Source organism: Streptomyces sp. NPDC018019, assembly GCF_044327805.1.
Classification (GTDB): Bacteria; Actinomycetota; Actinomycetes; order Streptomycetales; family Streptomycetaceae; genus Streptomyces.
This window is the reverse complement of the sequence record NZ_JBIRGD010000058.1, coordinates 1-21,595: the sequence shown is the minus strand read 5'-3', so window position 1 is coordinate 21,595 and position 21,595 is coordinate 1. Positions and strand designations below refer to the sequence as shown.

22 protein-coding genes and 1 pseudogene are annotated in these 21,595 nt (G+C 70.9%); 15 read left to right on the top strand and 8 right to left on the bottom strand.

Features of this window, described 5'->3' with window-relative positions:
* The 3 genes and pseudogenes from ACH4FX_RS42650 to ACH4FX_RS42640 all read right to left on the bottom strand — a co-directional run.
* Positions 1-434, bottom strand: a pseudogene (locus ACH4FX_RS42650) (transposase); the annotation flags it as partial.
* Positions 435-847: 413 nt separating this feature from the next.
* Positions 848-2,224 (bottom strand): hypothetical protein, encoded by a 1,377-nt coding sequence (locus ACH4FX_RS42645; RefSeq protein WP_398487259.1) that lies wholly within the window; start codon positions 2,222-2,224, stop codon positions 848-850.
* Between the two features lie 492 nt (positions 2,225-2,716).
* On the bottom strand, positions 2,717-2,935 hold the full coding sequence (locus ACH4FX_RS42640) for a hypothetical protein (RefSeq protein ID WP_398487258.1): 219 nt from the start codon (positions 2,933-2,935) through the stop codon (positions 2,717-2,719).
* Between the two features lie 26 nt (positions 2,936-2,961).
* Between ACH4FX_RS42640 and ACH4FX_RS42635 the strand changes: the two genes are divergently transcribed.
* Positions 2,962-3,279, top strand: a complete 318-nt coding sequence (locus ACH4FX_RS42635) for a hypothetical protein (RefSeq protein ID WP_398487263.1) — start codon at positions 2,962-2,964, stop codon at positions 3,277-3,279.
* Here the strand turns inward: ACH4FX_RS42635 and ACH4FX_RS42630 are convergent.
* Complete coding sequence (locus ACH4FX_RS42630) at positions 3,261-4,013, bottom strand: YitT family protein (protein WP_398487257.1); 753 nt, start codon at positions 4,011-4,013, stop codon at positions 3,261-3,263. The two genes, ACH4FX_RS42635 and ACH4FX_RS42630, sit on opposite strands and share 19 nt — an antisense overlap.
* Positions 4,010-4,585 carry a TetR/AcrR family transcriptional regulator gene (locus ACH4FX_RS42625; RefSeq protein ID WP_398487255.1) on the bottom strand — a complete coding sequence of 192 codons (576 nt, stop codon included), beginning with the start codon at positions 4,583-4,585 and terminating at the stop codon, positions 4,010-4,012. Before ACH4FX_RS42625 ends, ACH4FX_RS42630 begins: the two co-directional genes overlap by 4 nt.
* Positions 4,586-4,846: 261 nt before the next feature.
* On the opposite strand from ACH4FX_RS42625, the gene ACH4FX_RS42620 reads away from it, so the two are divergent.
* The 5 genes from ACH4FX_RS42620 to ACH4FX_RS42600 all read left to right on the top strand — a co-directional run bounded on the left by ACH4FX_RS42620 (position 4,847) and on the right by ACH4FX_RS42600 (position 8,240).
* Entirely contained in the window at positions 4,847-5,065 is a 219-nt protein-coding gene (locus ACH4FX_RS42620) for a hypothetical protein (protein WP_398487254.1), read from the top strand.
* A 252-nt stretch (positions 5,066-5,317) separates the two neighbouring features.
* On the top strand, positions 5,318-5,815 hold the full coding sequence (locus ACH4FX_RS42615; protein ID WP_398487261.1) for a SigE family RNA polymerase sigma factor: 498 nt from the start codon (positions 5,318-5,320) through the stop codon (positions 5,813-5,815).
* Positions 5,808-6,209 carry a hypothetical protein gene (locus ACH4FX_RS42610; protein ID WP_398487252.1) on the top strand — a complete coding sequence of 134 codons (402 nt, stop codon included), beginning with the start codon at positions 5,808-5,810 and terminating at the stop codon, positions 6,207-6,209. The genes ACH4FX_RS42615 and ACH4FX_RS42610 overlap by 8 nt, the downstream gene beginning before the upstream one ends.
* A gap of 130 nt (positions 6,210-6,339) precedes the next feature.
* Positions 6,340-7,599, top strand: a complete 1,260-nt coding sequence (locus ACH4FX_RS42605; protein WP_398487250.1) for a mannosyltransferase family protein — start codon at positions 6,340-6,342, stop codon at positions 7,597-7,599.
* 164 nt (positions 7,600-7,763) lie between these two features.
* The gene (locus ACH4FX_RS42600; protein WP_398487248.1) at positions 7,764-8,240 is read left to right on the top strand and encodes a hypothetical protein; all 477 of its coding nucleotides are present in this window, start codon (positions 7,764-7,766) and stop codon (positions 8,238-8,240) included.
* A gap of 46 nt (positions 8,241-8,286) precedes the next feature.
* Here ACH4FX_RS42600 and nirB read toward each other — a convergent pair whose 3' ends face one another.
* Positions 8,287-11,136 (bottom strand): nitrite reductase large subunit NirB, encoded by a 2,850-nt coding sequence (gene nirB, locus ACH4FX_RS42595; RefSeq protein ID WP_398487247.1) that lies wholly within the window; start codon positions 11,134-11,136, stop codon positions 8,287-8,289.
* A gap of 222 nt (positions 11,137-11,358) precedes the next feature.
* Between nirB and ACH4FX_RS42590 the strand changes: the two genes are divergently transcribed.
* Positions 11,359-12,165, top strand: coding sequence for a sirohydrochlorin chelatase (locus tag ACH4FX_RS42590; RefSeq protein WP_398487245.1), 807 nt, complete (start codon positions 11,359-11,361; stop codon positions 12,163-12,165).
* A 62-nt stretch (positions 12,166-12,227) separates the two neighbouring features.
* Positions 12,228-12,539, top strand: a complete 312-nt coding sequence (locus tag ACH4FX_RS42585; protein WP_398487244.1) for a hypothetical protein — start codon at positions 12,228-12,230, stop codon at positions 12,537-12,539.
* Positions 12,540-12,567: 28 nt separating this feature from the next.
* On the opposite strand, the gene ACH4FX_RS42580 is transcribed toward ACH4FX_RS42585, so the two are convergent.
* Positions 12,568-13,218, bottom strand: coding sequence for a radical SAM protein (locus tag ACH4FX_RS42580; RefSeq protein WP_398487243.1), 651 nt, complete (start codon positions 13,216-13,218; stop codon positions 12,568-12,570).
* 550 nt (positions 13,219-13,768) lie between these two features.
* Between ACH4FX_RS42580 and ACH4FX_RS42575 the strand changes: the two genes are divergently transcribed.
* Together ACH4FX_RS42575 and ACH4FX_RS42570 are read left to right on the top strand one after the other, a co-directional pair.
* The gene (locus ACH4FX_RS42575) at positions 13,769-14,101 is read left to right on the top strand and encodes a hypothetical protein (RefSeq protein ID WP_398487242.1); all 333 of its coding nucleotides are present in this window, start codon (positions 13,769-13,771) and stop codon (positions 14,099-14,101) included.
* Entirely contained in the window at positions 14,094-14,738 is a 645-nt protein-coding gene (locus tag ACH4FX_RS42570) for a hypothetical protein (RefSeq protein ID WP_398487240.1), read from the top strand. The genes ACH4FX_RS42575 and ACH4FX_RS42570 overlap by 8 nt, the downstream gene beginning before the upstream one ends.
* A 429-nt stretch (positions 14,739-15,167) precedes the next feature.
* Here ACH4FX_RS42570 and ACH4FX_RS42565 read toward each other — a convergent pair whose 3' ends face one another.
* Positions 15,168-15,503, bottom strand: a complete 336-nt coding sequence (locus tag ACH4FX_RS42565; RefSeq protein ID WP_398487239.1) for a hypothetical protein — start codon at positions 15,501-15,503, stop codon at positions 15,168-15,170.
* A 65-nt stretch (positions 15,504-15,568) separates the two neighbouring features.
* Between ACH4FX_RS42565 and ACH4FX_RS42560 the strand changes: the two genes are divergently transcribed.
* From ACH4FX_RS42560 to ACH4FX_RS42540, 5 genes are all read left to right on the top strand, one after another.
* A complete protein-coding gene (locus ACH4FX_RS42560) occupies positions 15,569-16,024 on the top strand; it encodes a hypothetical protein (protein ID WP_398487237.1) in 456 nt (151 codons plus the stop codon).
* 437 nt (positions 16,025-16,461) lie between these two features.
* On the top strand, positions 16,462-18,231 hold the full coding sequence (locus ACH4FX_RS42555; RefSeq protein ID WP_398487235.1) for a septum formation family protein: 1,770 nt from the start codon (positions 16,462-16,464) through the stop codon (positions 18,229-18,231).
* 24 nt (positions 18,232-18,255) lie between these two features.
* A complete protein-coding gene (locus ACH4FX_RS42550) occupies positions 18,256-19,869 on the top strand; it encodes a hypothetical protein (RefSeq protein WP_398487233.1) in 1,614 nt (537 codons plus the stop codon).
* Positions 19,832-20,275 carry a hypothetical protein gene (locus ACH4FX_RS42545; protein ID WP_398487231.1) on the top strand — a complete coding sequence of 148 codons (444 nt, stop codon included), beginning with the start codon at positions 19,832-19,834 and terminating at the stop codon, positions 20,273-20,275. Before ACH4FX_RS42550 ends, ACH4FX_RS42545 begins: the two co-directional genes overlap by 38 nt.
* Positions 20,276-20,733: 458 nt before the next feature.
* A complete protein-coding gene (locus ACH4FX_RS42540; RefSeq protein WP_398487230.1) occupies positions 20,734-21,009 on the top strand; it encodes a hypothetical protein in 276 nt (91 codons plus the stop codon).
* The last annotated feature ends 586 nt before the right edge of the window (positions 21,010-21,595 follow it).

Genomic DNA, 21,595 nt, shown 5'->3' with positions numbered 1-21,595 from the left:
CCCGGACGTGCTCGGCCGACCGGGCTGGGGCCGCTTTGGGGCCCCGGCGAGCGGCCCTGACGCGGGAGGAGTCGATCACCGCCCGCGACCAGTCCGGCTTCTTCGCGGCCCGCAGCTTCTTCAGCAGCACCAAGTGCAGTGCGTCCCGGACGCCGGCACCGTTCCACGCAGCCAGACGCCGCCAGCAGGCCATCGGCGGAGCCGAAGCCCAGCTCCTGCGGCAGGTACTCCCACTGGATCCCGGTATGCAGCACGAACAGAATCCCGCAGAGTGCCTGCCGGTCCGGCACCCGGGGGCGTCCCGCCACCTGCTTCGGCACCGGCTCGGGCACCAACGGCTCGATGAGCGAGCACAGTTCATCCGACACAATCCACGGCCGCGACTGACGTTTCCCCACGGCCAGGCCAACGACCACCCGAACCGAAAGCCACATGATCAACAGCTTCTGTTAGGACCTCTAAGGGCGGCGGCGTACCCGAGCGGCAGAAACCCCTTCTAGGCAACCTGGACGACCGAGTCCTGCTCCACACCAAACCGAAGGGTATGCCGTCGCGCGACGGTGAGACGGCCGACGGTCTCATCCTCTGCAGCGTCTCCGCCCTCGGGTCGGCAAAAGACGCCCAGTTGCTCCCGGCTCCCCGCCTGTTTTTCGACCTGTCCCATTACGAGCAGCACACCGCGAGCGCCCACGCGACCTTCCACCGCATGCCTCCACCTGGCGACGCCTCGCTTCTGTTCACCGAACCGGACAGTGCCCCTCTCGGACAGGAGCAGATCAACGCCGGCGCTACAGCGGTGCTGACTCCCACGCTGTGTTTCCGAGACGGCGACCGAGCGGCGATACGCTCAGCCGTCAGCCGCGTGCAGGAGTACGACCCTGCCTCGGCCGTGTTCGTCGTCCCGCTCGACGCGCAATGGCTGCACCAAGACGACGACGTCCGATTCCTCATCCGCTCCCTCAACGGCATCCCGCACATCAAAGCACTCGCCTTCGGCGCCACCGACGGAGTGCTCCCCGACGAGAGCTCCGCTCTGCGGCTGCGCGGACTCATCACCGGCATCGAACGCGTCGCGCTGATCCGCACCGACCTCGCCGGTCTCGATGCGCTCGCGCACGGCGCGCTCTTCGTCTCCATCGGCCTCCAGGCGTCCTGCCGCGCCTTCCGACCTCCCTACACACCCGGACGGCCGGACGCCAACCCGGGCGGCGGGGCGAAAGCCCGAGTGCTGCACCCCGTGCTCATGGAGTATTTCTACGGCGCACAACTCGCCCACCTCTACGGATGGAACAACGCCCCGCAGTGCCCCTGCGGCATCTGCAACGGGCAGCATCTCGCTCGGTTCAGCGATAGCCCCGAAGACGTCGCAGCGGCCAACCAGCACAACGTCGCCACCTGGTTGCGCTGGGCCGAGGCCCTGCAGGCGGCGAAGCCCGGTACCGAACGCCGCCGCCTGTGGAAGGACCAGTGCTGGGAAGCCGTCAAAGCCCGCGAGACCATCTCGCGGCAGTGGCGCAGCGCACAGAGCCCGACCTGGCCGGCCGCGCTCAAGGTGTGGGCCACTGCAGCGGACTGACCGCCGCACGCCCCCATAGCCGCCCAGCACCTGCTGGTAGGCGTGTTCGGTGAAACGCCATCCGGCTGCCGTGGTCTGCACGTCGCGCAGCGGCTGCGGCGCGGCCAGCACCCGCGGCACGCCATCACCCTGCCACTGCACCACGCCGGTGCTGTACAGCTCGGCCTCGGCCACCAGCCGCTCGGAACCCTCAACCGGACAGTCCAGCCAGATCGCCTGCGGCGCGTAGGTCCCGAACGGCATCCGGTTCAGCGCGTCAAGCCCGGCGTGCTCACTGCGTACAACTGCCAGATCCACCCACAGCGGCAGCACCGCCAGCCGCTCCACCGTGCTCCCTCGCCGCCGCAGCACCCCCGGCGGACAGCCGCGCAGCAGGCCGTGTTCGCAGTCGTTCAGCAACGAAGCAGGTACTGGTTCGCCCACCGGCAGCTTCAGCAGCGCATTCAACGCCCACAAATCGTCCACCGAGCCCGCCCTCGACCGGATGCGGCGTTCGTGCTCGGCCTCGTCGAGCCGATAGGCCAGCGCCACCCGAACGCCCCACAAGTCCACTTCCGAGAGATGCGTCCCGGAGCGCAGCTCACCACCGGCCGCAGCGCACACGATCTGCTGCGTCCGATCATCCACTTTCGGCATGATTTCTGGCATCACACACCTCTTCGGGGGTTAGTAGCACCTCAGCACGGTCCACACCGCGCGGAGACCGATTCCACCGTTCCTGCGCCGTCCGGGCTGCCCATGCCCTACGGGCCACGCGTCGGCGCCGGATGTACCACCGCAGATGAGCGCTCCCGGTACCGCCCTCATCGCTGACCGCGGCCCGTCTTCGTGACACCCTCGCCTCCGCGCCCCCAAGGCGGCCGGGAACGCTCCCCCATGCCGGTTCACTGCCGCACCGCGGTGCTGGGTGCGGCCAGAGCGCGCCGGTAGTCGGCCGAGGCGTTCTCCCGGGTCCGCACAGGAGCGTCAGCAGCCGCTGCGGGCCGGGACGCCTGCTGTGCGGCGCGCACCCGTACCGCACCCGCCGCGTACGCGCCCAGTGCCGGCCGCTGCCCCGGGAACCGCCCGGACAGAGCCTGGATACCGCGCAGGACCTGGGTAACGGGTCTTGAACAAGTGGCACGCGGTGCTATTCCGGGCTCACTGGGCAGCCTGCGCCGCGGCGGCCTCCGCGGTCTCGCAGGTCCGGTAGCGGTGCCGGGCGCGCATCGTCGCCTCGTACGCCATGCGGGCCTCGGCATCAGCCTCGGGGACGCGGGCGAGCAGGGCCAGGGCCGAGGCGCCCCTGTTCGACGAGGTGCCGCCGGTGCTCGTACTGGACGCCGCATGGCAAGCGGTGGCCACCAACCCGCTGCTCATCGCCCTGCTGGGGGAGCTGCCCGCGGATACGGCACGCGACCGGAACCTGTTGTGACGGCACTTCACCGGCGTCCCGTCACGCGTCGCCACCGCCGCGAAAGGACGCCGCTTTCGAGTCCGCGGACGCCGCGGACGCCGCGGACCTGCGGGCCGCCGCTGGGCGCCAGCCGGGTGATCCTCTGCTGCGCGACCTCATCGCCGGCCTCCGTCGAGCGAGTCCCCGCTTCGAATCCCTGTGGCAGGAACGCGCCGTAGCCCGCCACGCCTCCGGCCGCAAGACGATCCTCCCCCCAGGTTGGCCCCCTGACTCTCGACTGCGATGTCCTCACTGTCGAGGGCAGTGACCTGCGTGCCGTTCTCTCCGCAGCCGTCCCGGGTTCGTCTGGTGATCACGCACTCGACCTGCTGCGGACCATGGACGCCCGGTTCTCGCAGAGCGCGCCGTAGCGGTTGCTTCCCGCCGGTCCGGCGCGGAGTCGGGCTCGTCCGGCCGCAGGGCGAGGCGCGGCAGGAAGAAGGCGACGAGCGGCCCGACCCCGAGGGCGTACACCGCCGTGCCGATACCGACGGTACCGCCGAGCAGCCATCCGCCCACCAGAACAGACGCCTCGATGAGGGTACGGGCGACGAGGAGCGGAACCCCCAGTCGCGCCAGCCCCGTCATCAGCCCGTCCCGGGGGCCCGGCCCCCAGCCGGCGCCGACGTACAGCCCGGTGGCCACCGCGGTGCCGACGACACCGCCGAGGAGGAAGAGCAGCCGCCACGGCCAGGGTTGAGGAGCCGGCAGGACCCGCAGCGCCTGGTCGAGGACGGGGCCGACGAGGACGGCGTTCGCGAGGGTACCGATGCCGGGGCGTTGCCGCAGGGGGACCCACAGGAGGAACACGGCGGCCGAGACCAGGACGACCACGAGCCCGAGAGTCAGCCCGGTGGTACGGGCGACGCCCTGGGTGAGCACAGTCCACGGGTCCGTTCCCAGGCCCGCCCGGACCAGCAGGGCCGTGCTGACGCCGTACAGGGCGAGACCCGACAGCAGGAGGACGGCGCGCCGCGCGATCCGGTCTCCGGCGCGCCTCATCGCCTACCGGCCCCCAGCAGGACGGCGGCGGCGTCCGCGGCGTCGGCCACCGCCCGCGCGGCGGCCTGCGGTCCCTCGACGACCACCCGCCCGGCCACGCCGTCGACGAGCAACAGCAACTGTGAGGCGATGCGTTCGGGTGCCGGCGCCCCGGCCTGTGCGCACAGTGTGGTGAGCAGTTCGCGCAGCCACCGCTTCTCCCCCAGGACGGCCTGGCGTACGGGGTCCTCGGGATCGACCACCTCGGCAGCGGCGTTGAGGAAGGCGCAGCCCCGCCCGCCCTTGCTCTCGTACCGGTGAGCCAGCCAGGAGAACACGGCCGACGGCCGGTCGGCCGGATCCTCCACGCCGGCCAGCCACTCCTCCAGTTCCTCGGCCGCCTCGGCGTGCCGGTGCCGCAGCGCCGTCGCGGCGAGGTCGCTCTTGCCGCTGAAGTGGGCGTACAGCGTCGGCTTCGAGACGCCGGCTTCCTGCGCGACGGTGTCCACCGCGGTGGCCGCGAAACCCCGGTGGTAGAAGACCTCCTCAGCGCTTGTGACGAGCTGGTTCCTGGCACTCCTTCGAGGACTCATGAAACTTAACTTACCAGTCAGGCAAGTTTCCGTCATCGCGAGTCGCCGCCTCCCGCCTCCTCTCGGCCCGCACGACATGGGCCAGGACCGCGCTCATCGTCAGCCCCCGGCCACCGGCGTCATACAGGGCTGGGGACGGAGGCCACCGGAACGCGGTGATGGCCTGGCCGCCCACTGCCCGCCGGCCCCCGACAGGTGATCCTGGTGGCCGGGAGACCACGGAGTTCGACACCCGGCTGCCCCATGCGCTGGGCAACGCGGGTGAGTACTACGTACTACGGCCTGGGAGTCGAGCCTTACGAGCGCACCCCGGGATTCATCACCTGGGGACACAGCGGCCATATGGAGAGCGGCCACACATTCAGGAACGCCGTCACCGAGGACGGTCGGCGCGCCGTGACCCTGCTCATCGGCTCGGAGTCGTTCGACTCGGGCCGGGTGGATTCCATTATCGACCCCCTCGTTCGCGACCTCCGCTGACGAGAGGTCACCTGGGGCCCTGGCCTGGACAGGACACGCGACGCTGCCGTTCGTCGGGGCCCGTGAGGCGGATGCCGTGCGCGCGGGCCGCCGCGCTCCCGGGGCGCGGGCAGCCGTGTGGTTCGGTTAGAGGTGTGGCCCCACGCCGACGCGCTGCGTGACGGGGGTCACAGAGTTTTCTCGTCTTGCTTGTCGACCGAACGCCGTCTGCGAGGCGTATGGCAGGTGAAACGAGAGATCCAGGAGTGGCTGTTGACCGTCGAGGAGTTCGAACAGTTCTACGTCCAGACGGTCACGCGGCTCACCGGACAGTTGTACGTGATGCTCGGTGACCTGCACGAGGCGCAGGACGTGGTGCAGGAGGCGTTCGTCCGGGGCTGGAACCGGCGCCGGCAGCTCGACCGGAGCGGGCAGCCGGAGGCGTGGATCCGCACGGTCGCCTGGCGGCTGGCGGTCAGCCGGTGGCGGCGTCTGCGCCGCAGCGCCGACGCGTGGAAGCGCAGCGGCGCCCCACCCCATGTCGAAGGGCCGGGACCGGCGCAGGTCGCGCTGGTCGAGGCACTGCGCGAGCTGCCCGTCCAGCAGCGCCGCACGCTCACCCTGCACTACCTGTGCGACCTGTCCGTCGAGCAGATCTCGGGCGAGACGGGGCTGTCGGCGAGCACCGTCAAGACCCACCTGAGCCGTGGCCGCAAGGCGCTCGCCGCTCGGCTGCACGACCCGCGTATCGAGGAGGCGCCCGGTGTCTGAGCCCCAGGACCCGCTGCGGTCCCTGTTCCAGCAAGCCGCCGGTGCGGGGCAGGACGGCGCCCCCGTCGCACCGGTCGCCGAGATCGCCGCACGCGGGCGACGGGCGCGCCGGCGCCGCGTCACCGCGTTGGTGACGGTGGTGGGCCTGGCTTTCGGCGGCGCCGCCACCGCTGCCGCGCTGCTTTCCCGGCCGCCGGCCCCCGTGGGGCCGGCCGGTACGCCGTCGCCCGGACGGCCGTCTCCGGACCGGCCGCCGTCCCCCGTACCCACCGCGCCCACCACCTCGCCCCCCGCCTCCGCACCGGGCTACACCTCGCCCCCTCCCACGCGGAATTCCACGATCGACGCCTCCCCTTCGGGCACGGAGCAAGGGACGGCCACCGCACTGCCCTGAGCCGGCTTCTCCATGACCCGACCGGCCCGGCCCGCTCCGCGCCCCGCCTGAGCCGAGCCGGCTCTCCCGATGACCCGGCGGACCGCCACCGGGCGGTCCGGCCTGCCGACATACCCTCAAGGAGCCCGTTATGCCCTGTTCGTCCGTCTACGTACGTGAGCGCTCCCGCCTCCCGGCACCGCCCGGACACCTTCCGCACCTCCCGGATCCGGCCGCACGGACCGGCTGTGTGCGCCGAAGACTGCGCGACCGTGTGACCTGGCGCCTCAGCCCGGCGGACCGGGACATCCTGTGGCTCTATCTGTCGACACGCACGGGGATCTGGCTGACGGCCTACTGCGCCCGGTGGCTCTTCCCCTCCGATCCCGGCACCCACGACCCCGGCCCGGTCCTCGCGCCGTTCCAGCACTGGGACTGGGACCACTTCCTGCACATCGCCCAGCAGGGCTACTTCCCCGGGCAGGCCGGGCCGTGGCAGGCCGACTGGGACAACCGGGAAGCCTTCTTCCCCGGCTTCCCCCTCGCACTGCGCGCGGTCCACTTCCTCGTGCCGGACTGGGCCCTGGCCGGGCTGTCGATCTCCCTCGTCTCCGGAGCCGTCGCCGTACTGGCCCTGGCGCGGATCACCCGCCACCACCTGCACGAGACCGCAGCGGGACGGCGCACCGTCCTGTTCTTCCTGCTCTCCCCGTGCGCCGTCTTCCTGGCCGTCGGCTACACCGAGGCTCTCTTCCTGGCCCTGGCGCTGCCCGCCTGGCTCGCAGCCCAGCGCCACAACTGGGCCCTGGCCATGACGCTGACCGCCGCGGCCACCGTCGTACGCGTCAGCGGGCTCTTCCTCGCCGCGGCCATCGCCACCCATCTCCTCCTCACCCTGCGCAGCACCCGCGACCTGCGCCCGCTGCCCTGGCTGGCCCTGCCCGCGCTGCCGCTCTTCCTCTTCAGCTGGTACCTCCAGTCCCACACCGGCGACTGGATGGCCTGGAAACGGGCCCAGGAACGCGGCTGGTACCGCACCTTCCACACGCCCTGGGAAGCCTGGACCCACACCTGGAACAACGCCTTCGACCAGGCCCAGAGCACCGGCTACGCCTTCATGTTCCAGGCCGAACTCGTCGTCATGGCCGTCGGCGTGGCACTGATCGTCGTCCTGGCGCGCAAGCGCCGCTGGCCCGAGACCGTCTACGTCGCCCTCAGCCTGTGCGCCCTGGGCACCTCGTACTGGTACGTCTCCATACCCCGTGCCGCCCTCCTGTGGTGGCCACTGTGGATCGTCCTGGCCCGCTGGAGCCTGCGCAGCCACCGGTTCCACACCGCGTACCTGTGCCTGGTGACGCCCCTGAGCACCGTGTTCGCCCTGACTTTCCTCACCGGGCGGTGGACCGGGTGACGGCGATCAGCAGGCTCGTGCCGTCCGCCGCCGTTGCCGGAAGGGCGGCCGGTCCGCCGTGGCCGTTAGTGAGGCGTTAGCCGTACGGCGGTGGAGCGGCAGCGCCGGCCGAGAGGCTTGTTCTCACCAACCGGAACACCACTCGACGAGAACGGGGAAAGCAGATGTCCCACCGCACCGCGCTGCGCCGCGCCCGCAACACCGCTGCCGCCATGGTGATTGCCGCCGCCGCGTTCGGACTCACCGCCTGCCAGGACGGCGGCGGGCTCAAGACCTCGCCCTCCTCGGCGTCCACGAGCGCGAGTGCCCAGCAGTCCCCCGCCACCTCCGGCTCCTCGGGGACGTCGGGTTCTTCGAACTCCTCGGGGGCGGCGGGCTCCTCGGGGTCTTCGAACTCCTCGGGCTCCTCAGGCTCCTCGGGCTCCTCCGGCTCCTCGGGCTCCTCCGGCTCCTCCGGCTCCTCCGGCTCCGAGGCCAAGCCCGGCCGGAAGCCCGCCGAGGGCACGCCGTCGGGCGCCGCCAAGAAGCCGGGGGTGAAGTGCACGAACCAGATCGACTACGCGGGGGACCCGCGGTCGAACGCCGAGATCAACTCCATCGGTGAGGAGACCGGCTCCTGCCCGCCGGTCCGGCATCAGTGAGGTGCCGCAGCGGCAGGGGGAGCCGGAGGCCGAGGTCCGGGGCCGGTCACAGCACCCGGACCTCGTGGACGGCGAGGTGCTGGTGCTCGTCGTCCAGGCAGGCACCGGTACGCAGGTCGAAGCGCTGTTTGTACATGGGTGAGGTCACCACCGGGGCTCCGTCCACCGCTCCGTAGATGCCGCGCGAGATGACGCCGGCCTGGGAGACGGGGTCGGTGTCGGAGACGGCGAAGACCTCTCCGTCCGGTGAGCGGAAGAGCGCGAGCGTCCCGCCCCCGTCGCCGAGTCGGACCGGCACACCGCGTCCCGGCTCAAGGTCCGCCAGCAGGCAGACCGACTGCCACTCGCCCGCGTCCGTACGGACCTGGACGTGCCCGGGGGCGGCCGGGCCGACGGGGGCCGGGAGGGAGCTGGTGAAACGGCGCAGCTTCGCCGGGTCCTCCAGGACGGCCCGCCATTCGTCGCGGTAGGCGTCCACGTGCCGCTGCATCTGGGCTTCCAGTTCGTCGGCCAGTCCCAGGGAGTCGTGCAGCACGACGTCCCGGACGTGGTCGATACCGCCGTCGATGCGCTCCAGCCATGCCGCGGTGCGTTCCAGGCGGTCCGCGGTGCGGATGTAGAACATCAGGAAGCGGTCGATGACACGGATCAGTTGCTCGTCGCCCAGGTCCTGGGCGAGGAGATCCGCGTGGCGGGGTGTGACGCCGCCGTTGCCGCCCACGTAGAGGTTCCAGCCCTTGGCCGTGGCGATGACGCCGACGTCCTTGCTCTGCGCCTCGGCGCACTCGCGGACGCAGCCGGAAGCCGCCAGCTTCAATTTGTGCGGGGACCGCAGTCCGCGGTACCGCAGTTCCAGCTCCACGGCCATGCCGACGGAATCGCGCTGCCCGAAACGGCACCAGCGGGACCCGGCGCAGGATTTCGCGGTGCGCAGCGATTTGCCGTACGCGTGGCCCGATTCGAGGCCGGCGTCGACCAGCCTGCGCCAGATGTCCGGGAGCTGGTCCACCGTGGCGCCGAACAGGTCGATGCGCTGTCCGCCGGTGAGCTTGGTGTAGAGGCCGAATTCGCGGGCGACCTCGCCGAGCACGATGAGGTGTTCGGGGCTGATCTCACCGGCCGGCAGGCGCGGCACCACGGAGTAGGTGCCGTCCTTCTGGAGGTTGGCGAGGAAGAGGTCGTTGGTGTCCTGGAGTGCGGCCTGCTCGCCGTCCAGGATGTGGTGCAGTCCCAGTTCCGGGCCGAGGGTGGCCAGGAGCGAGGCGACGGTCGGGCGGCAGACCGCGCAGCCGTGCGGCGGCTTGCCGTCCGGGCCGGGTACGCCGTACTCCTTCGCCAGCCGGGTGAAGGTGTCGATGCCGGTCACGCGGATGATCTCGTACAGCTCGCGGCGGCTCTGGGTGAAGTCCGGGCACAGTCCGCCCGGTCCCGTCTCGATCCCCTCGGCCGCCAGTTGCGCTTCCATGATCGACGTTACGGCGCCGACGCAGCCGCCGCACTGGGTGCCGGCGCCGGTGCACTTCTTCACGGCGACCAGGTCGTGCGCGCCGCCGCGGACCGCGTCGCGCAGGGCCTTCTTCGTGACGCCGTTGCACGAGCAGATCACCGCGTCGTCGGGGAGCACCGCGGTGGTGTCCACCGGGCCCGCCCCGTCGGCGGGCAGCAGGAAGGAGGCGGCCGGGCCGGGCAGCTGGGCGCCCACGAGGGGGCGCAGGGTGCCGTACGCGTCCGCGTCCCCGACCAGGATGCCGCCCACCAGCTGCCCGTCCGGGCCGAGCACCAGCTTCTTGTACACGCCGGAGCCGGAGTCGGCCCAGAGCACCGAGCCGCCGGCGTCCGGCGCGAAGGGGTCGCCGAAGGAGGCCACGTCCGCACCCAGCAGCTTGAGTTTGGTGGAGGTGTCGGCGCCGGTGAAGCTGCCCTGTCCGCCGGTCAGGGTGTCCGCCAGGGCTTCCGCCATCCGGTAGCCGGGGGCGACGAGTCCGTAGACGTTGCCGTCGGCGGCCCGGGCGCATTCACCGATGGCGTAGACGTCCGGATCGGAGGTGCGGCAGTGGGGGTCGGTCATGATGCCGCCGCGGTCCGCGACGTCGAGGCCGGCGGTCCTGGCGAGTTCGTCACGGGGCCGTACGCCCACGGAGAAGACGATGAGGTCGGCCCGGACGCTCCCGCCGTCCGACAGCGACAGGCCGCGCACGCGTCCGTCCGCGCCGGTCCACACCTCGGTGATCGCCGCGTCGGTACGCACCTGGACGCCCATCGCCTCGATGGTGCGGGCCAGGACGTCGGCGCCGCCCGGGTCCACCTGGCCGGGCATCAGCCGGGGCGCGGCCTCCACCACGCTGGTCTCCAGACCGAGTGAGCGCAGGGCCCCGACCGCCTCCAGGCCGAGCAGCCCGCCGCCGACGACGGCCGCGGTGCGGGCACCGCGCGCCGCCTCCCGGATGGCCCGGACGTCCTCGACGGTGCGGTAGACGAAGCACCCGGGCGCGTCCCGGCCGGGTACCGGCGGCACGAAGGCATACGAGCCGGTGGCCAGCACCAGCGCGTCGTACCGCCACGCCGCGCCGCGGCGCGTGGTCACCGTGCGGGTGGCGGTGTCGATCGCGGTGGCGGGGTCGCCGAGCCGCAGCGTGATGTCGTGCTGTGCGAAGAAGCCGGGGGCGGCGAGGTCGAGTTCTTCCGGGGCGGTTCCGGTGAACAGCGAGGACAGGTGCACGCGGTCGTAGGCGCGGCGCTCCTCCTCGGCGAGGACCACGACGCGCCACCGTTTTCCGTCGCCCGGGGCGTCCGGTCCGGCGAGCGCGTCGCGTGCGGCCAGCTCTTCCAGCAGCCGCTGGCCGACCATGCCGTGACCGACGAGAACGAGCGTGGGCCGGTCGGTGGATGACACCATGAGAGCACTCCTGCCAGCTGCTGGGCGACGGGGACGCGTTTTTCCGTATTCCACGACTGCCGCCCTGAGCCCGCGCCTTCCCGGGCCGCAGCGCTTTCAGGCTATGCCCGCCCCGAGCCCGCACCCCGCGCCGAACGGCCTCTTGATCAGGGCCGGTCGTCCCGGTGCGTCCGGGACCCGTAGTGCCTTATCCCGCGGCGCGGTCGTCATTACCGTGGCGGCATGGCCTCCTTTTCCCCTGTGCTGATTGCCGCCGCGCACGGCAGTCGTGAGGCCCGGGCACAAACGGAAACACACCGATTGCTGGCACGAGTACGCGAGTCGCGCCCCGCATTGCGGGTGGACATCGCGTTCTTCGACATTCACCGGCCGACGGTCGACGAAGCCGTGGCCGCTCTGCGCGGCGCGCCGGCCATCGTGGTGCCTTTGCTGCTGGGGGCGGGCTTTCATTTCACCGTGGACCTGCCCGCGTTGCTCGGACCCGCCCGCGCCGCGAGACCGCTGGCTCCGCATCCACTGCTGACCGAAGCGCTGACGCACCGCCTCCGGCAGGCCGAGTCGCGGGCCGGCCGCGCGGCGGACGCCGTGATCCTGGCCGCCGCGGGCTCCCGCCGGCCGGGCGGCAACGACGGCTGCCACACCGCCGCCCGGGAGCTGGGCGCGGCCCTGCGCGCCGGGCGGGAAACCCCCGTTCCGGTACGGCCGGCCCTGCTGTGCGGCGGTTCGGATACCGGTCGTGGGCAAGACCGGTCACTCGCCCGTGCGGCACGGGAGCTGCGCGCCGAGGGTTTCACGCGTATCGCGGTCCTCCCCTATCTGATGGCCACCGGCCGCTTCTCCGACCGCCTCGCCGTGGAGGCCGAGCGGGCGGGCTGCATGGGCACCGCCCGCCCGCTCGGCGCCCAAACCTCCATGGCCCGCCTCGTGCTCGCCCGCTTCGACGAATGCGCCCGGCTCGCCAGGACGGAGAGTCGTGCCGGTGCCGGAGTTGATCCGATGGGGCGTACCAGGCGTGTCGGACAAAGCTGAGCGTCGTTGACCGGACAAAGGCCGATCCGGCCGGTCAGCCGAATTCCAGAAAAGGATGAACGATGCGCGTCTTCCGTCCAGCCGTCGTAGCTCTCGCGGGGCTCACCTTCGCCACCACCCTTTCCATGGGCGAGGCGTTCGCCTCGAAGGGGTCGTTCATCTGGCTGGGGCCGGACAACAAGTCCTACGTCATCGCGAACCCGCCGAACAGCAGGTGCTTGACGATGCAGCAGCGAGCGCGCGGCGCCCGCAACGAGACGAACGCACCGGCCGTCCTTTTCTCGGGCAAGAAGTGCAACGGGCGGCCCACTCCGCTCGCCCCGGGAAAGCACGCACCGCGCAGCGCGGCCTTTTCCAGTGTGCGGTTCGGCTGACGACGTCACCGGTCCCCCGGCTCGCCCCTCACACCGCCGTCAGGCCGAACCCCTCGAAGGCCTCGCGCGCCTTCGGCACCTCCGGCCCGGTGGGGGCCGGGGTGTCCCGTAGCGTGAAGTCCAGGCCGAGGCGGTCCCACTTGGACGCGCCGAGCTCGTGGGAGGGCAGTACATCGACCCGGCTCACGTTGCCGAGCGAGGCCGCGAAGGAGGCCACACCCTCGATGTCGGCCGGGTCGTCGGTCAGTCCCGGGACGAGCACGTAACGCACCCACACCTCCTTGTCCAGCCGGGCCAGCCGCCGGGCGAAGTCCAGGGTCGGGCGCATGTGCCGGCCGGTGAACCGCTGGTAGAGGGCGGGGCGCCAGGACTTGATGTCCAGTAGTACGAGGTCGGTGTCCCTCAGCAGCGCGTCGGTGGCGCGGGCGCCGAGGTAGCCGGAGGTGTCCAGGGCGGTGTGCAGGCCGAGTTCGTGCTTGAAGCGGTGGAGGAGTTCGCCGGCGAAGACGGGCTGGAGGAGCGGTTCGCCGCCGCTGAGGGTGGCGCCGCCGCCCGCGGCCCTCTTCTGCGCAAGGCGCGCGGCGCTGTGCCGGCGCAGCGGACGGCCACGGTAGCCTGTGCCGCACCCACAGTTTCCCGTGGCGGCCCGGGAGGGCCAGGCGACGATCCAGTACTCCACTGCCCGCCTCTTCTTGCTGCCCCAACTCGCCAGGGCGCTCAACGTTCCACCCCCGCGTACGCAGGCCAGGGCCGGCATGCAGCGAACTACTCCGCGCCGGTGAGCGCCGGCACTGAGCCGGCCGGGCACGTCCGCCTCGCGAATGTCCGCGCCTTGACTGCCCGGCAGTTCCTCGACGCACACCTCGACTCCTCGCCGAGGCCGGAGTCACCCGCTGTTTCTCCTTCTCCGAAAGGGGCTCCGTCCATGCCGCTGACTGATCGTTTCAGGATGCGATGCGGAGGCCCGGAGCGCCGAGTCGTGGAGGGCCGGGTCGAGGCCGTTGCGCAGTTCGCGTACGGCACCGACCGATCTTCCCGCCACGGAACTGGTGATCCAGCACATGCCCGGCGCCACGGCCGAGGCCCGGGACCGGATTGGGCACACGGAACCCAGCAGCCATGGACCGCCGTACGGATACCTCGGTACGGAGCCGGGGCGATCCGGTCGTCGGGCGAGCTCGGCGAACCAACCCCTGCGACAGCAAGGCGAGTCGGGGCATCATGCTGGCATGGCAACGTTTGACCAGAGCAACCAGACGGTTCACGGCAATCAGTACATGGGTGACACCGTCAACGTCACTCACGGGAACTACAGTCCCATCGATGCTCGGGCGGTGGCGAGGGAGTTCGACCGGGCGCTGGCCGCAGTCCAGGAGCTGGAGATTCCCGCCGCCACCCGCGCGCAGGTGACCGCCGAGCTGACCGCAGCGCGTGGCGAGCTGGAGGCCGGTGAGATCGACGTTGCGCGGGGCCGCTTGGCCGGGCTCCTGGCCATGGGGGGCATGACCGCGGCAATTGTGAACAATTTTGCCAGTGCCATGGGAGTGTTCCTCAGTGGGTAACCCGAACGACCGTGATCGCGGACGCCCCAGAGAAGGCCAGCGGCAGGGGGCTTTCTTCAACCAGCAGGGGCAACAGGTCAACGGCCCCCAGTACAACGCCGACCAGATCGTCTTTGGACAATCCATCACTCCGGATGTGATCGCCGAAGCTTTACGGCTATACCACAAGCGCCCGCGCAAAAAAGGAGAGAGTTCGAGTTCCTACAACCCCCAGCGTCATCAGAAAGAGCAGGAAGAGCTCGACCTCAAGCTCTACGGTAACCGGCACTACACGCGGGACAGGCGGAGGTGGCTGCTGTCTCTGCCTCCCCGGCAGAGATGGAACGAGGAACGGCGCGCAAGCGCCCGAACCAGGCACGGAAAGATGCCGTGGCATCACCATCGGCGGATCCTACGTGCCGGAAAGCTTCCCCCCGAAACGAGCCCTGCCGACCCCCGGTACCTTGAGGTGAAGAGGGAAGTCGAGCGCCGGGAGGACACACGTGAGCGGTACTACCTCATGGCAAGCCTTCTGGGCATGCTCGCGCTGTTGGTGATCGCCGTATTGGACAACGCCCTGTGGATGGCTGCAATCCTGGGTTCCCTGTTGGTCATTGGCCTTGTGTCCGGCTACCTCAAGCGCAGAGCTTCGCTGTAGTCGAGGCGCCGGGGGTGTCGATCGGCTTCCGGAGCGTCGCAGTGATTCCCCGACGCTAGGCCAGCGCGCCCGCCCAGCACACGCCGCCCCTACTCCGGAGTGCTCGCGCAGCCAAGCGGCCAGCATGGGGACGGTCACGCCCCTCCCGAAGGAGGCCGGCGACCGGGCGCCTCCGGCTGCTGCTCCGCTAATGCCCGGTAATACGGTCGGGAGCAGGAGAAGACGTCGCTGCCCGATGACGCTGAGCCGCAGGAGGCGCGGAGGTGATCGGCGCCTGCGCTGCCGTTGAACAGAACGATTCGCCGCGCCGCTGCGGTTACGGCGAGGGCCACGCCCTTGACGGACTGCTGCAACCGCTGATTCCCGCGCCTAGTCTCCACCGTCATGGCCGTCAACCGAAGGCCGCGCCCGGATGATCGGGAGTTGCGGTTATGGGGAGTCGGCCGGGCACTGGGCCTCGCCTTCGCCTCCGCAGTCCTGGTCGCGTGCGGCATCTTCTACGGGCTGGTGCTGCTGCTCAGCTTCGAGGAGATCGACACCACCGCCAAGCTCGGCGCCAAGACGCTCTTCGACCTGGTGAAACTCTCCTTCGGAGTGGTCGCCGGGGCCAGTGCCCTCGTCGCCCTCGTCGTCGCCTACCGCCGCCAGCGCGTCGACGAGGCCGGTGCCCACCGCGAAGCCACCCGGCCCCACACTGAGCGTTTCTCCTCGGCGGTCGACGAACTTGGCCCGGACTGCCCGGCCGTTCGGCTCGGTGGCATCCACGCCCTGGCCGGACTGGCCGATGACGCCCCCGACTACAGCCTGCGCCAGACCTGCATCGATGTTCTGTGCGCCTGCCTTCAGCTCCCCTGCACCCCGACCCCGGCGACGACCCCGCTCATCAGGAGGAGCGCCACCGCTACCTGGCATTTCGCAAGGTCCGGCACACGGTCCTGCCTCTCATCGGCGACCACGACCGACGCCCCCAGGGAATGTATCGCTCCTGGCAGGGCTGCGACCTCGACCTCACCGGGGGCACCATCGACGGCGACATGGACTTCAGCGGCGCCACGTTCGCCAGCGGCGTGGTGTCCTTCAACCACGCCACGTTCTGCGGCGCCACGGTGTACTTCTACCGCGCCACGTTCTGCGGCAGCACGGTGCTCCTCAGCCAGGCGACATTCTCCGGCGGCACCGTGACCTTCGGCCACGCCGAGTTCTCCGGCAGCGAGGTCGCCTTCCGCGACGCCGCCGGGCCAGCCCCGACGGGCTTCTCACCGCCGTCGGCACTCCCCCTCCCGTGACGGTCAGCCTGCCGGAAGGCCGGCTGGTCTCATCTCCCTGACACTGGGGCGGCGCGGTCGACTATTGGTGTCCCGGAACCGTTCCGATGTGCTGGATCACCCAGACCAGGTGTCGCTGTGGCGGTCCAGCGGATTCCGCCCGTGCTTGCGCCTCATTTCCGGCCACTTCCGTCGAGCCCGCTTAGGTCGCGCCGAAGCCCCCTCGTGTCGGAGGCTGCCGGTACCGCCTGTCACCGGGGACACATACTGCAAGTTGGCTACGGCCACCGGGTAAAAGCGCGGTCGGCCTCGTAGGTGCCCGCGCCACGTCTGTGCGCTCTCTTCGGGCCTGTCGACGCAGGGGCCTTGGGTGTACCGTCAAGAGCAAGGCAACTCGCCGTAACGGCAAGGGTCCCACGGTACGGCGGCGGGTGGCTCCATCGGGGGAAGGAGCCGGGATGAGCGAACGGGCACTGATCGGCGGACGGTACCGGTTGGTGCGTCGCACCGGGCGGGGGCCTTCGGGCGGAGAGCAGTGGGTCGCGCAGGACGAGGACCTGGGGACCGAGGTTCTGCTCACCGAGCTGCCGTTGGCACCCGGCGCGGTCGGGGGTGAAGTGGCCCGGCTGCGTCAGGCCCGGGAACGCGCCGATCAAGTGGGGCAGTTGCGCCGGCACGCGCATGTGGTCCCCCTGCACGACGTCGTGGAGCACGAGGGCGATCCTTGGGTGGTGACCGCGTACCAGCCGGGCGCGGTCGATCTGGCCACACGCTTACGGCAGGACGGTCCGGTGCCGGCCGGGGAACTGGCCGGGATCGCCCTGGCGCTCGCCGGCGCGCTCGGCGCGGGGCACGCCCTGGGGGTGCTGCACGGACAGGTCTCGCCGTCCGCTGTCCTCCTGATACCGGAGGAGGCTGACGGGCAGGTACCCGAGCAGGTGCTGCTGACCGGGTACCGATTCAGCGGCACGGTGCCTCCTGCGGGTACGGAGGCCGGGTTCCTCGCCCCCGAGCAGGCGCGGGAACCTGGCCGGGCCGCGACCCCGGCCGCGGATGTCTACGCGCTGGGGGCGACGCTCTACGCGGCCGCCGAAGGCCACCCGCCGCCCGCTCCCCCCGACATTCCCGTTCGCGCGCAGGAGTTGGCGGGTCTTGTACGCGAGATGCTGGCCGAGGAGCCGACACAGCGGCCGTCCGCCGACAAGGTGCGGGCGACGCTGGAACGGCTGATCGGTCCGGGCACGGACGATCCCGGTGCCGAAGAGGAGGGAAAACGGCCCGGCGGGGAAGGGGCCGAGGGCGTCGGGGCCGGCGCCGGGCCCGACGGCAACCGCCGGCGGTTCGCGCTGCGGGCCGGAGTGTGGCGGCCCGTGGCCGTGGCCGCGGTGGTGGTGCTGATCGCGGCCACCGGGACCCTGCTGGCGCTGACCGCCGGCGGGAGCGGCACCGGAAAAGGCCAGGGCCAGGAAACGCCGAGCGCGTCACCGCCCGCGTCGCACAGCGCGGCCGTCTTCCCGTACGGGCAGTCGGTCGGGCTCACCGAGCCGCTCACCACCGGCGACTGCGTCAGCGCCGTGTGGGCAGGGCGTCCGCTGGCGTCCGTGCCCAACCTCGGCGTCGTCGACTGCGGTGACGGGAACAACGCCCAGGTGGTCGCCATGATGGACTTCCCCAGTGTCGAGGCGGCACGCTCCGGAGCCGCCCGGCAGTGCGCACGGCAGGCAGACGAGGTGGCGGGGCGGCTGCCCGACGCCGGGGCCTACGCCGTGGTGCCGACAGCACAGGGCTTCGAGGCAGCAGGCCGGCGGGCGGCCTGTCTGGTCGCCTCCCGCCACATCCCCTTCAACGGAGAGGTGGGCCGCTTCCGCGACAACGGAATCGATCTCAACCTCCAGCAGATGGCGGTCGGTGACTGCTGGACCTACAAGGAGAAGAAAGACACCTTCCAGGCGCTGCTGGCATCGTCGTGCAGCGAGTCCCACACCGACCAGGTGGTGGGATTCGTCGAGGCACCGCAGGGCATGAGCGCCGACCGGGCGTTCAAGAGCGCGAACGATCTGTGCCGCAACCGCTTCGACGCGGCCTGGGCGCCCGACGACGACACCGCCGTGCTCGGCTACGTCATCAACACCACCGATTGGAAGAACGGGTTCCGGCAGGTGGTCTGCACCGTGGGCCGGGCCGACGGCAAGCCCGTGACAGGGGCGTACGAACCGTCGGGCTCATAGCGACCGGGGCGGAAGGGGACCTGCATGAGCAAGGTTTCGAAGGGCCCCGCGGGGCAGGAGGCCACCCGGCTGCTGTGCGTGGGGGCCTATACGGACCGGCGGTACCGGCGGCAGATCATCGAGGAACTGGTGGAGCACGAGGAACGGCCGGTCGCCACGTCCCTCGGCTGTGACGTGCTGCCCGTCCTCGCGCATGCCCTGCGTGCCCGGCGCTGGGAAGCGGTCACCGGACTGACGGTACTTCTGGTGTGGGCGGCCTTCGCCGTGGTGAACGCCCGGGAAGCGGCGGCCTCCGCGACGGTGTGGGTCCTGCTCTGGGGGCTCACTCTGTCGGCGCGCCGCATTCTCGCGGCACCCGCGCCGGGCCGGGCAGGGCAGGCTCGGCAAGCGCCGTCGCAGGTCACCGTGCTGGGCTTCGTGGTGGTGCTGGTCGTATTCGCCAACGGAATCCAGAGTCTCGTGGGCTGGGCCCTGGCCGGCACACCTCCCAGACACGCCCTGCTCTTCCTTCCGCTGCTGGCGGTGCCGGTGTGGGTACACCGTGTACGGACGGTGCTGCTGATGCGGCGGGAGCTGAGCCAGGAGTCGTTCGACGCCCATCCCACCCTCCGGCTGCCGGACACCCGGCGCTACCGGCGTATCGGCGCGGCCATCGGCCGCGAACAGTTCTCGCCGCTCTGCCCCTACCGGCCGGGGCACCCGCTGATCGGCTTCGGGATCACCTACGACGCCTGGTCGTTCGTACTGGAACTCCGGCCCAAGGACCGGGCCGCCGAGGACGGCGCCGACCGGCCGCCACCGCCCGGCGAACTGAGCAACCGCGACGTCCTCGACCTCATCCGGCCTCAAGTGGCGTCGCTGCGGCTGGCCGGCCCGGCCACCGCCCGCGACCGGCTCAGTCAGCTGAAGGTCGACGAATGCGTCTGTCTGCCCGTGTACGAGCCGCGCCAGGACATGCCCTACGGGACCGAGCAGCTGCGCGAGTGCCTGCGGGAGGCGGTGAACGACGACGGGGAGGCGCGCCGGCACTTCCTGCGGGTACGGATCACGGCCTGGGGCGGGCAGTTGGTCGTGACCGTACTGGTCCGGGTTCACACCCAGGGCTCCATGCTGGTGCTCGAAGTGGCCCCGCACGTCCTGGCGCCGGCCCGGGCGGAGTTCGAGTCGGCCGCCCGCGCGGCCTCCGACCAGGACCGGCTGCTGCTGGGCAACACGGTGCTGGCACTGCTGTCCAGCCCGGTGACCTCCACCAGCGCCGCCTTCGGGTTGCTGCGTACGGTTCTCGCCGTGACCCGGACGTGGCTGCGCCGTCCGCCCCGGTCGAAGCCGGACGGCCCCCGGGTGTCGGTACGTGAACTGGGCGGTACGAACCAGGTGACGCTGTTCCAGGAGATGGACGTCAGCCGGTATGTGAAGACCGTGCAGGACCGCATCACGAACGGTGTCCTGCAGGCACTGCGGTCGAAGGGCTACGACACCCGTGAGTTCGAGCGGCAGACCGTCACCGTCGGCCAGGGAGCGATCTACATCGGCGCAATGAGCGGCGGTGTCGCCTCCACCGGGGCACGCACGGACATCCACTACACCCGAGGAGACCGCCATGGGACCGCCCGCGGCAGACGACCCACACCCTCCTGACGCCAACGGCGGCTCAGCCAACCGCGACCGTGCCACCGCCACCCCGCCGGGCTCGATCAGCGTGGGCGGCTCCGTCTCGGGCGGCGTGCTCAGCACCGGTCCGCACACCCACATCAGCTACGGCGTGCCGGAGCCGGCCGACCCGGCCCACCTCCTCGCGGCGATAACTGCGCTGCGCGCCGCCCTCCTGACCACCACAGACCCCGGCCCACCGGGGAACGACCCTGACCACACGGACCTCGACACCGAACTCACCCTCGCACAGGAAGAACTCCAACGCCACGGAACCCTCGCGGCCAACCGCCGGCAAGCACTCCGGGAGCGCCTGGACATCATCACCGCCGCGACTGCCGGAGGCGCCTCACTGGCCACACTGGCCCAGACGGTCACCGGGCTGCTGACCTGACCCCACTTCCGAGTGGCCGCTCCCACAGATGTCGACTTCGACTATGCGGCGTACGCGTACAGCAGCTCCGTCGGCATCGGAGCCTGACCCGATGATCGCGCACGGAGGTCCCCGGCGGCGGAAGCGCCGGGGGCCCCCACGTCCACCCTAGGAGCCGTGCGTCACTGGGGTAAGAACAAGCTTCCGGCCGACGTGAGCGTGCTCCTGGTCAGCGTTCGCCGCGCAGCCCTGGACCCATACACCCCCTGCGTGCCCTACGGCTTGCAGTGCGTGCAGGCCCGTAGACAGGCAGAGCGCAGGGCAGACAGCCGGTGCACAGCGAGGCCCGCACCGGCCGATGGGCACGGGGTCGGGCACTCGGGGAGCGGTCCGGGGCACAAGATGCAGCGCCGAGTGATCTGACGGACGTGGGGGCAGACGGACGAGGAGGGAAGAGATCCAAGTCGCCGGAGGCCAGGATGGTGCAGACACCTCAGCAGGATCGTGAGGACGTCGGTGACGGCTGCGTGCGGACGGTGCAGCAGACCCGGGATATGGCCCGTGGCTTTTTGTCCGTGGCCCCTCCGCACCGGGAAACGGAGACGCACGCAGTGTTGCTGGTGGTCTCCGAGCTGTTCACCAACGCGCTGCAGCACGCCGGCAATGTGACCGGGTTCGGCCTGCAGGCAGGTGAGGGAACGGTGACGGTAGCCGCTGTCGTGCCGTATTCCCTCGGTCTCACACCGAAGGACTGACAGCCGCAAAGGCGCCTTCCGCACCTGCGTACAGCCGCCGACGCCTCGTGGCCCCCGGGACGAAGCTGATGGCAGCCCGACGGCTGTGCTCTGGGACTGTTCCCTCCGCGAACAGTAGGGTGCGCGGAAGCGCCCACACTGTCCCTCTCAGGAATAGTGTCTTCCTTCGGTCAGCCATCATGCCGACGGTACGGGCTTCCCCCACGGTGATGCTGCCCGCGGCGCGGCCAGTGCCGTGGCCATTTCGGTCCCGGAGGCGGTTCTGCCGGCTACACACTCACGTTTCCCTCCGATCACCGGTCGGCGGACGCCGCCAACACTCACCACCGACGGCCCACCGCCACGCTAGGTCGTGTCTTTTGGATCAGCCTGGAGCAGCCCGCGGCGTCTGGTGCGGTGCATCGCAAGGCGGAGCATTGCCCTCGGACTGGGTGTCCGTGGGTGATGCGACAACGCCGCGAGGTGCCGTGCCAGGCGCCGCGGGCCCAGGATGATCCGAAAGACACGGCCTAGTAGTGCTTCGTTAGGTTCTGGTCTTGGTCAGTGGGCGGCCGCAGGTGGTGCAGGTTCCGGTCCAGCACCGCAG